Source organism: Kaistella sp. (assembly GCF_049588135.1).
In the GTDB taxonomy this organism is placed as follows: Bacteria; Bacteroidota; Bacteroidia; order Flavobacteriales; family Weeksellaceae; genus Kaistella.
The window spans coordinates 1-8,424 of sequence record NZ_JBAVFG010000183.1; the positions used below are offsets into that span (position 1 = coordinate 1).

7 protein-coding genes are annotated in these 8,424 nt (G+C 32.3%); all 7 read right to left on the reverse strand.

Going from position 1 to position 8,424, the window contains the following annotated elements:
• Window positions 1–130 precede the first annotated feature (130 nt).
• Window positions 131–1,324: an ADP-forming succinate--CoA ligase subunit beta gene (gene sucC / locus WBY99_RS10235; protein WP_423976232.1), complete on the reverse strand. Its 1,194-nt coding sequence runs from the start codon at window positions 1,322–1,324 to the stop codon at window positions 131–133.
• A 239-nt stretch (window positions 1,325–1,563) separates the two neighbouring features.
• Window positions 1,564–4,779 carry a YCF48-related protein gene (locus WBY99_RS10240; RefSeq protein WP_423976233.1) on the reverse strand — a complete coding sequence of 1,072 codons (3,216 nt, stop codon included), beginning with the start codon at window positions 4,777–4,779 and terminating at the stop codon, window positions 1,564–1,566.
• Between the two features lie 170 nt (window positions 4,780–4,949).
• The gene (locus WBY99_RS10245; protein ID WP_423976234.1) at window positions 4,950–5,207 is read right to left on the reverse strand and encodes a hypothetical protein; all 258 of its coding nucleotides are present in this window, start codon (window positions 5,205–5,207) and stop codon (window positions 4,950–4,952) included.
• A 4-nt stretch (window positions 5,208–5,211) separates the two neighbouring features.
• Complete coding sequence (locus WBY99_RS10250; protein ID WP_423976235.1) at window positions 5,212–5,598, reverse strand: DUF423 domain-containing protein; 387 nt, start codon at window positions 5,596–5,598, stop codon at window positions 5,212–5,214.
• Between the two features lies 1 nt (window position 5,599).
• Window positions 5,600–5,770 carry a hypothetical protein gene (locus tag WBY99_RS10255; RefSeq protein ID WP_423976236.1) on the reverse strand — a complete coding sequence of 57 codons (171 nt, stop codon included), beginning with the start codon at window positions 5,768–5,770 and terminating at the stop codon, window positions 5,600–5,602.
• 5 nt (window positions 5,771–5,775) lie between these two features.
• Window positions 5,776–6,786, reverse strand: coding sequence for a prolyl oligopeptidase family serine peptidase (locus WBY99_RS10260; RefSeq protein WP_423976237.1), 1,011 nt, complete (start codon window positions 6,784–6,786; stop codon window positions 5,776–5,778).
• Between the two features lie 4 nt (window positions 6,787–6,790).
• Window positions 6,791–8,119, reverse strand: coding sequence for a hydroxymethylglutaryl-CoA reductase, degradative (locus WBY99_RS10265; RefSeq protein WP_423976238.1), 1,329 nt, complete (start codon window positions 8,117–8,119; stop codon window positions 6,791–6,793).
• Window positions 8,120–8,424: the final 305 nt, after the last annotated feature.

The window sequence follows — 8,424 nt, forward strand, 5'->3', positions numbered from 1 at the left end:
CAATAACCACCATATCCAAAATTTCATTGACAATTAATTTTTCAAACACAAAGATTAACACTCATTATATGGCACAAAAAAAAACCATCCAAAAAAAATTGAATGGTTTTAACTATCTATTTTAAAAATCTTAGTGACCTAAAACTTCTTTTACTTTATTAGCAGCTTCTTCTAAAGTAATTACGGAATGTACCGGCAAACCAGAATCATCAATTAACTGTTTTGCTTCCACAGCGTTTGTTCCTTGAAGGCGTACAATCAAAGGAACCGGAAGGCTTCCCATCGCTTTGTAAGCATCTACAATTCCTTGTGCAACACGGTCGCAACGAACGATTCCACCGAAAATATTAATTAGAATTGCTTTTACGTTTGGATCTTTCAAGATAATTCCGAAAGCTTTCTGAACTCTTTCTGCATCAGCTGTACCACCAACATCAAGGAAGTTCGCAGGGTTTCCGCCAGATAATTTAATGATATCCATTGTTGCCATTGCCAAACCAGCTCCGTTTACCATACAAGCAACGTCGCCATCAAGCTTCACGAAGTTCAAACCAGCTTCACCAGCTTCAACATCTGTTGGGTCTTCTTCTCTCGTATCTCTTAATGCAGCCAAATCTTTGTGACGGAACAATGCGTTATCGTCCAGAGAAACTTTTGCATCAACTGCGATAATTTTGTTATCTGAAGTTTTCAAAACCGGATTGATTTCGAAAAGCGAAGCGTCAATCCCAACATAAGCATTATATAAGTTGGAAATAAATTTAGTGAAATCTTTGAAAGCATCGCCACTTAAACCTAAGTTGAAAGCGATTTTTCTTGCTTGGAAACCTTGCAAGCCAACGGCAGGATCTACAACTTCATTGTGAATTAAATGAGGCGTAACTTCGGCAACGTGCTCAATATCCATCCCACCTTCGGTAGAATAAACAATCATGTTTTTCCCTTGCGCTCGATCTAAAAGGATGGAAACATAAAACTCTTTGGTTTCAGTTTCTCCAGGATAATACACATCTTCAGCAACCAAAACGAAGTTCACTTTTTTCCCTTCCGCAGAAGTTTGTGGAGTAACCAACTGCATTCCGATGATGTTTCCCGCATTTTCTTTCAGTTTATCCAAATTTGGTGAAAACTTTACGCCGCCGCCTTTTCCACGTCCACCTGCGTGAACTTGTGCTTTAACGACCCAGCCTTCATTACCGTTCAATTCCGTTAATTTTTTTGCGGCATCTACTGCTTCATCAACATTATTTGCGATAAAACCTCTTTGGATGTTTACGCCGTATTTTGCCAAAATTTCTTTCGATTGGTACTCGTGAAGATTCATAATATTTTAATTAGATTTTTATTTTTTTTAAAGATTTACAAATTTAAGAAAAAGACACGGAACCTCAAGATGATTCCGTAGAAAATAAGAAAATTTAGTATTCAACTAACAAATCCGCAGCTTCTCAAAAAAACTTTTTTGTTGTTCCATTATTACGCGATAAAATTAAATGCGAATATGAAATAAAAAACGTCCGACATTGATTAGGAAGTTTAAATAAGATTATTGATATATTACCTTTATTTTTTGATGATTTTTTTAGTTATAATTTCACCAGAAACAAGCTTAATTTTAACAATATAAACTCCGGTATTAAGATTTTCAACGTTATAGATGTTATTTGAAGTACTTCTATCACTTGAAAAAATTTTAACCAATTTACCTTGAACATCAAGGATTTCTACTGATTTAATTTGTTCTTTAATTTCGATTTTAAAATAATCCGAAATCGGATTAGGATATATTAAAAGTTTATTCAAAATATTTTCCCCGGTTTTTAATTGAAGATCAGACAATTTAAAAGTATAAATTTCAGATGCATAATTTGTCAATTTTCCTGTATTACTTTGGGTGACAAATTGATAATAATAGGTTGTATTAAAATCAACTTCTGTAATTTCTCCTGTTATTTTTGTAGTTTCATAATTGGTTACAGAATTAGGTTCTAAATTGATACTATTGTTTAATGACTGTGGAGATAAACCGTAAATTACTTTCAGATTCGTCGCAGTGAATCCATTAGTTTTTATAAATCCATTTATTTTTACAGAAGTTTCAGTGATTAAATTTTCATTATTTCTCGCTAAAACAATCGGCGAATATGGATTATAAACCTCTGTGTTGCTGTACAAAGCAGTATTTTCATAATCTCCTTTTATCCTAATATAATAGGTTTGATTTTGATTTAAAATTACTTCAGAAACAGAAGACACATATCCATGAGTTCCTTCTTCCATTACTGAAGGATTTGATGCAACTACATTTTCAAAACTTTGAGAACCATATTGGAAAACTATATTTGAAATTTTTTCGTCGGTCTGAATATATCCAGAAAATTTTGGGAAATAAGGCTCATAAGAACTCAAAGATAATGCTGGTCCTTCTATTGTTTTTATAGTATATAATTTGCCTAAATTCTCCACCCCATTATAGGTGAATTTAACTTTAAAATAATAAGTTGTATTTGGCGATAATCCATTAACTGTTGTTGCTATATTTACAGTAGAATTTGGAGCTACAATATTGGGAGAAATCTCTAAAACGCTACCTAAATTATTAGCGTCAGTACCATAAATGATTTTTAAATTTTGAATTCCTTTATCATCATTACTCGAAATTGAAGTGTTTAAAAGAATACTTCTGGATTTTATTTTTGTAAAAGTTAACGCTTCTGTAAATGCTTCTTTGGTTTTAAATTCTATGGAATTACTAAAATAAGAAATTCCATTATTTAATGCTTTGATTCGGACAAAATAAGTGGTTGTAGGATTTAATTGATCCAATACAGCTTCAAGACTCGCGTTTTTTGCTTCTAAAATAATTGCAGGATTAGAATTAACTGCAATAATATTAGTAAAAGAATTATCAGTACTATATTCGAAAACGATATTTTCTAAATTCCCAGTATTTGAACTTCCGTAACCTACAATATTTGCTTTTTGCGCAGTAACTTCGGAGACCCTATTATTTTTTAAATAAATTTTATCAAAAACCAAATTCGTTGTTGCCATTTTTCCATAGGTTCCACCAAGATACAATTGCTTGTTGATAACAAATCTGCTAATGTCTGGAAAAGGTTTAGAAATAGACTTCCAAGTTACACCACCATTATCTGTATAAGCATGATCATCACTGTATTGACCAGAAAGATAACCAATATTAGCATTTTGAAAATTGATATATTGATAACTTTTTGCCGTGGTGATTTTTTCCCATGTGACACCTCCATCTTTTGTTTTAAGAATACCATAATTCGATAATATAAAACCGTCTTGTTCATTTAAAAACTGATAATTAGAAACATAATCGCTTATGTCACTTATAATATTCCAGTTCATACCACCATCATTTGTTTTAAATAATTGAGAACTTGTTAAGGCGAAACCTACATTTTCAGTCAAAAAACGAACACTAGATGCATAAGGTGTTATAATTTTATTCCAAGTTATTCCGCCATCCGTAGTTTTATAAAGATTAGAACCCGATCTAAAACCTACATTTTCATTAATAAATTGTAAATTATAATCGCCTCCATAAGTATTAGGAATAATCGCCCAACTTTGTCCACCATCAATACTTTTTGCTAAATTGGAAGAACCTGCAGTTCCTACAAACGCATAAGAAACCGAAGAAGTGACCATCTGAAAATCCATGATGTATGGATAAAGGTCTTTAACAATAGGGCTGGTTAATTCCTGCCAAGATTTCATGTCCAGGGACTTGTACAAATGATCACCTCCTTGAACATAATAAAAATCATCAACTTTCTGAATTTCATTGACGTTATCGTACGTAAAAGAATTTTTCACCCAATTTGCTCCGCTGTCATTTGTTTTTAAAATAATTCCGTTGTTTCCTACTGCAAAACCTTTATTTTCATTAATAAATGTTACACCTTGTAAAGTTTTTCCATCGCTTGCAAAAAAGCTTTCAGAATAATTTGTCCAATTTAAGCCGTTATTAATTGTTTTATAAATATTGCCATAAGTTCCTACCGCAAATCCCGTATTTTGATTGGCAAAAAACATCGATTTGATAGAATATGACCAATTTCCAGGAACTGTAGTCCAGGTTTGACCTCCATCATTTGTTTTTCTAAATTCATTATGTCCAAAATTAATATAACCTTCATTTTGATTTTTAAAATACAAAAGATTCAAATCATTGGGTGTACTGCTATAATTCAAGGTCTGTATCCAGGTAGTTCCACTGTCTAACGTTTTGTATACTTTTCCAGAAGAATAAATATGACCTTCAGAAGAAGTAGTAAATACTGATTTCCTTACCCAGGGATTTAAAATATCAATTGTTTTCGGTGTGAAATTATTTCCATCCGTAGAAATAAAAAGGTTTTTATCCGAAGAAATAATCACTTTATCTGCAAAAACACTTACAGAATTTAGCATTTCCGAAGTTCCAATATTAACTTGAACCCAATTTGCTCCAGAATCTGTACTTTTCAAAACATATCCATTATCACCTACAATAAAACCTACATTTGAAGAAAACTTAATATCATTTGCAGAAGAAACTGTTTGTTTTACAACCCAACTTTCTCCGTTGTCTGTTGTGGTAATTAATTCTTTGGAATCATTAATTAAATAACCAATTCCACTATTAAAAACGATAGATTTATTATTACCAGAACTTGGTTTTGGATTAAGAGTTTCCCAAGAATTTTGGGCAAAAAAGAATTGAGAAAACAAGAGTACAAAAAAGAAAAATTTACTATTCATAACTTTTTAAAATGATTAACAGAATTGAGATTGCAAAGATAACTAATTCTTTATCAATTCATTTACCATTAACTTAAAAACTGAATAATTAATTCCTAAATATTCTTAAATAACTACATTCTATTCACTTTTAAGGGAAGATTATATTAAAACTATTATAATAACTGAAACTAATATTTCCTCCCAACTTCTTTGCAAATTTCTAAATATTTTTCGGGCATTTTCGAGAAATAATTATTCTCAAAATACTCATCAGAATGGGCAATATAAATGCTGTATTTTTTTCCCAACGGAATTAATGGAATGAAAAATAAAGTAATATATTTTTTATAAACTTTAATTTCAGCATTTACCATAAATCCATTTTTATTGATTTTTCGGGTTTCTTGACCAACTAATTTTTTGCTATTTCCTGCGATGAAAAACATTATTTTAGGACTTATTTTTCACAAAATAAAAAATCAGCATCGCCCAAGAAATAATCATCAACAATCCTCCAAACGGCGTAATTGGCCCGATCGCTTTTGAAGGAATTGCCGCTACTTCACTAAATGCCAACAAATAAATACTTACCGAAAACAGAAACGTTCCGGCAATCATTAAAATTGGAATCCATTTTTCGGATGGCGTTTCAAATTTTAAAATATAGCCGACAATCAATAAAAACAATGCGGAATACATTTGATATTTCACGCCGGTTTCGAAACTCGCCAATTTATCTACAGATAAAACTTTCTTTAAAGCGTGCGCTCCGAAAGCTCCTAAAATAACGGAAACCAATCCGTAAACCGCTCCGATAATTAATGCTAAATTTTTCATATTATAATTCTCCTTTTTGATACATGATTATTAATTTTCCTACTAAACTTAAAACTCCAATTGCGATAAAAAGCCAAGCAAATTTCTTTGATTTGGCAAATCCAGGATCTTTTGTTGTTTTCAGAAAAACTCCGAAAATGGCTATTAATATTGATAAAATAATTCCGAACATTTTATTTATTTTGTGAAAGTCCAATTTACAAAATCATTTATAACTTTTTTAAAATGTGGTTTTTCATGGTTCACCGTTCCATCTTTTTCTACTTCGAAAAAACTATGCTCCGTATTATGATACCTTTTTAAAGTAAGATTATTTTTTTTTGCTCTAATAAATTCTAAAGGCATCAAATCGCATAAATCTGCAACAATATCATTCGTTCCATATGCAACATAAAGCGGTGAATTAATTTTCAACCAGTCATTAATTTGTGGCTGAGAAAATGATTTCCAAGATTTTAAATTTGGGTTTCCACTTTTATCGTTTACTGCTTCTTTGTAAAAATCGTATTGCTCTTGTATATCTTTTTCGGCATCTTTCCAAGAAACCTTTCCATTTTCCGCCTCTTTCCTTGCCTCCCGAATATATTGATCTATCCTGCCAAAAGGATTTGGACTCAATAAACCGACTGCAAATAAATCTTTTCTTTGGGAAGCAATTCTTGCGGCAACTTTGGTTCCTTGAGAATGTCCAAAAATCGAAATTTTTGTTTTATCTACCCAATTTTGCTTTTTCAAAAAATCAATTACTGCATTTCCTCTTTCTACATAATTTTCTAAAAAATCTGCATTGTTAAAATCATTTTCAGGAATGTTATCATGATTAGGATCGTACCAATATCCTGTGGAAAGATTTTTTTCATCAACCACAACAGGCGTTTTTGGCATTGAAATAACAACTAGATTATAATATTTCGCAATGGTTTTTAAATCCATCATATCAATACCACTTCCGAAAATTCCTAAATTCCCATCATCAAATTTAATATATAAAGGTCGAGATTGAGAGCCTTGAAAATAAATTAAAACCGGCTTTTTCTCTTTTAAATTAGTGTTGACAACAATAAAATCAATAGTGTCTTTTTTCGTTTTTAAAGAATACAATGTAGATTCATTGTTTATAATTGAAGTTTTTTGTCCGAAAGCAAATGAACTTATCATCAACAGAAAAAACATTAATTTATTAATCATAAATCTATTTCTTCCTCAAATTATGAAACTCCGAAATAACTTCATGATGCGTCACCGTTTTGTCTTTAAAATAAGTCACGAAATGATTTTTCTCTTCTTCCGTTGCTCCCAATTGATTGAGGATATTGAACAAATGCATTTTCATGTGACCTTTCTGAATTCCGGTGGTTACCAAAGAACGCAACGCACCAAAATTTTGCGCCAAACCAGAAACCGCCAAAATACTCATGAGTTCTTGTGCAGACGGTTTTCCGAGCAAAGCCAAAGAAAATTTCACCAACGGATGAAGATTCGTTAAACCACCGACAACGCCGACAGAAATCGGCAAATCAATCCAAAACCTGAAAATTCCGTTATCAATCGTGCAATGCGTTAAACTTGAATATTTTCCGTCTTTCGACGCATAAGCGTGCGCACAAGCAGCAGTAGCACGGAAATCGTTTCCAGTTGCGATTACCACGGCATCTACGCCGTTCATAATCCCTTTATTATGCGTGGTTGCACGGAAAGGCTCGATTTCGGCAATCGTAACGGCGCGTTTAAATTTGGTGGCAAATTCTTCATTAGAAATTCCGCTGTCGTCTTTTAAATCTTCAATTTTACAGGAAACTTCGGCTCTTACAATACAATCTGGTGTGAAGTTCGACAGAATATTCATCACTATTTGTAAGGATTTTTTTTCTTCCGAAGTGAAACTTTCTTCTTCTTCAACTTCTTCTTTCAACGTTTTCCCGAATTGTTCCAAACAAGAATTAATGAAATTCGCACCCATAGAATCCACCGTATCGAAACTCGCTTTCAGCTGGAAATAATTTTCCAAATCCGCAGTTTTATCGATGAGACGAATGTTCAAAATTCCGCCACCGCGATTTCGCATATTTTTGGTGATTTCTTCGGTGGCTTCAAAGAGTTTTTTCTTTAATTTAAAGTTAAAGAAATGCTGTAATTTATGAGGTTCCACATTCAAAATAAAATGCGTGTGACCGAGTTTTTTTGTGTTAATAATCGTGGTTTTGAAACCGCCTTTATCAATCCAAAATTTTGCTGCTTTTGAAGCTGCTGCAACGACCGAACTTTCTTCAACCGCCATTGGTAATGCCAACAATTTCCCATCAATCAAGAAATTTGGGGCAATACCGTAAGGCATATAAAAATTAGAAATCGTATTTTCGGAAAACTCTTCGTGTAATTTTTGAAGTGTGTGATCGCCGTTCCAATATTGTTGTAAAATTTGCTCATAACTGCGGTCTTCATTCAGATATTCATTAATAAGCCAATCTATTTTTCTTTGTTTTGAAAGTTTAGAAAAACCTTCAACTGGAGCATGATTCATGGAAATAAATTTTGAAATTCAAAGATAGGAATTTCGAGCGGAAGATGGAAGATTGATATTTTATTACCTTCAAGCAAAAAAAATCACCGAAAGTTTTCGGTGATTAAATATTATACGCTCGTTTTCTCTAAAAAAACATCGAGTTAATCGAGTTGCGTTCCCAGAAACTCCCATTCCTGCAAAGCCAAATCTAAATCTTCTTTTTTAGAATTGTAGATTTCTAAAGTTTCTGCGGACGGATTTTCGGTGGTAAAAGTCACTTCCATTTCTTCGATCTTCAGTTCGAGTTCAGAAATTTTCTCTTC

Coding starts and splice junctions, on each gene's coding strand:
- WBY99_RS10250 (WP_423976235.1), bottom strand. CDS start 5,598: ATGAAAAATTTAGCATTAATTATCGGAGCGGTTTACGGATTGGTTTCC.
- WBY99_RS10240 (WP_423976233.1), bottom strand. CDS start 4,779: ATGAATAGTAAATTTTTCTTTTTTGTACTCTTGTTTTCTCAATTCTTT.
- WBY99_RS10245 (WP_423976234.1), bottom strand. CDS start 5,207: ATGTTTTTCATCGCAGGAAATAGCAAAAAATTAGTTGGTCAAGAAACC.
- sucC (WP_423976232.1), bottom strand. CDS start 1,324: ATGAATCTTCACGAGTACCAATCGAAAGAAATTTTGGCAAAATACGGC.
- WBY99_RS10255 (WP_423976236.1), bottom strand. CDS start 5,770: ATGTTCGGAATTATTTTATCAATATTAATAGCCATTTTCGGAGTTTTT.
- WBY99_RS10265 (WP_423976238.1), bottom strand. CDS start 8,119: ATGAATCATGCTCCAGTTGAAGGTTTTTCTAAACTTTCAAAACAAAGA.
- WBY99_RS10260 (WP_423976237.1), bottom strand. CDS start 6,786: ATGATTAATAAATTAATGTTTTTTCTGTTGATGATAAGTTCATTTGCT.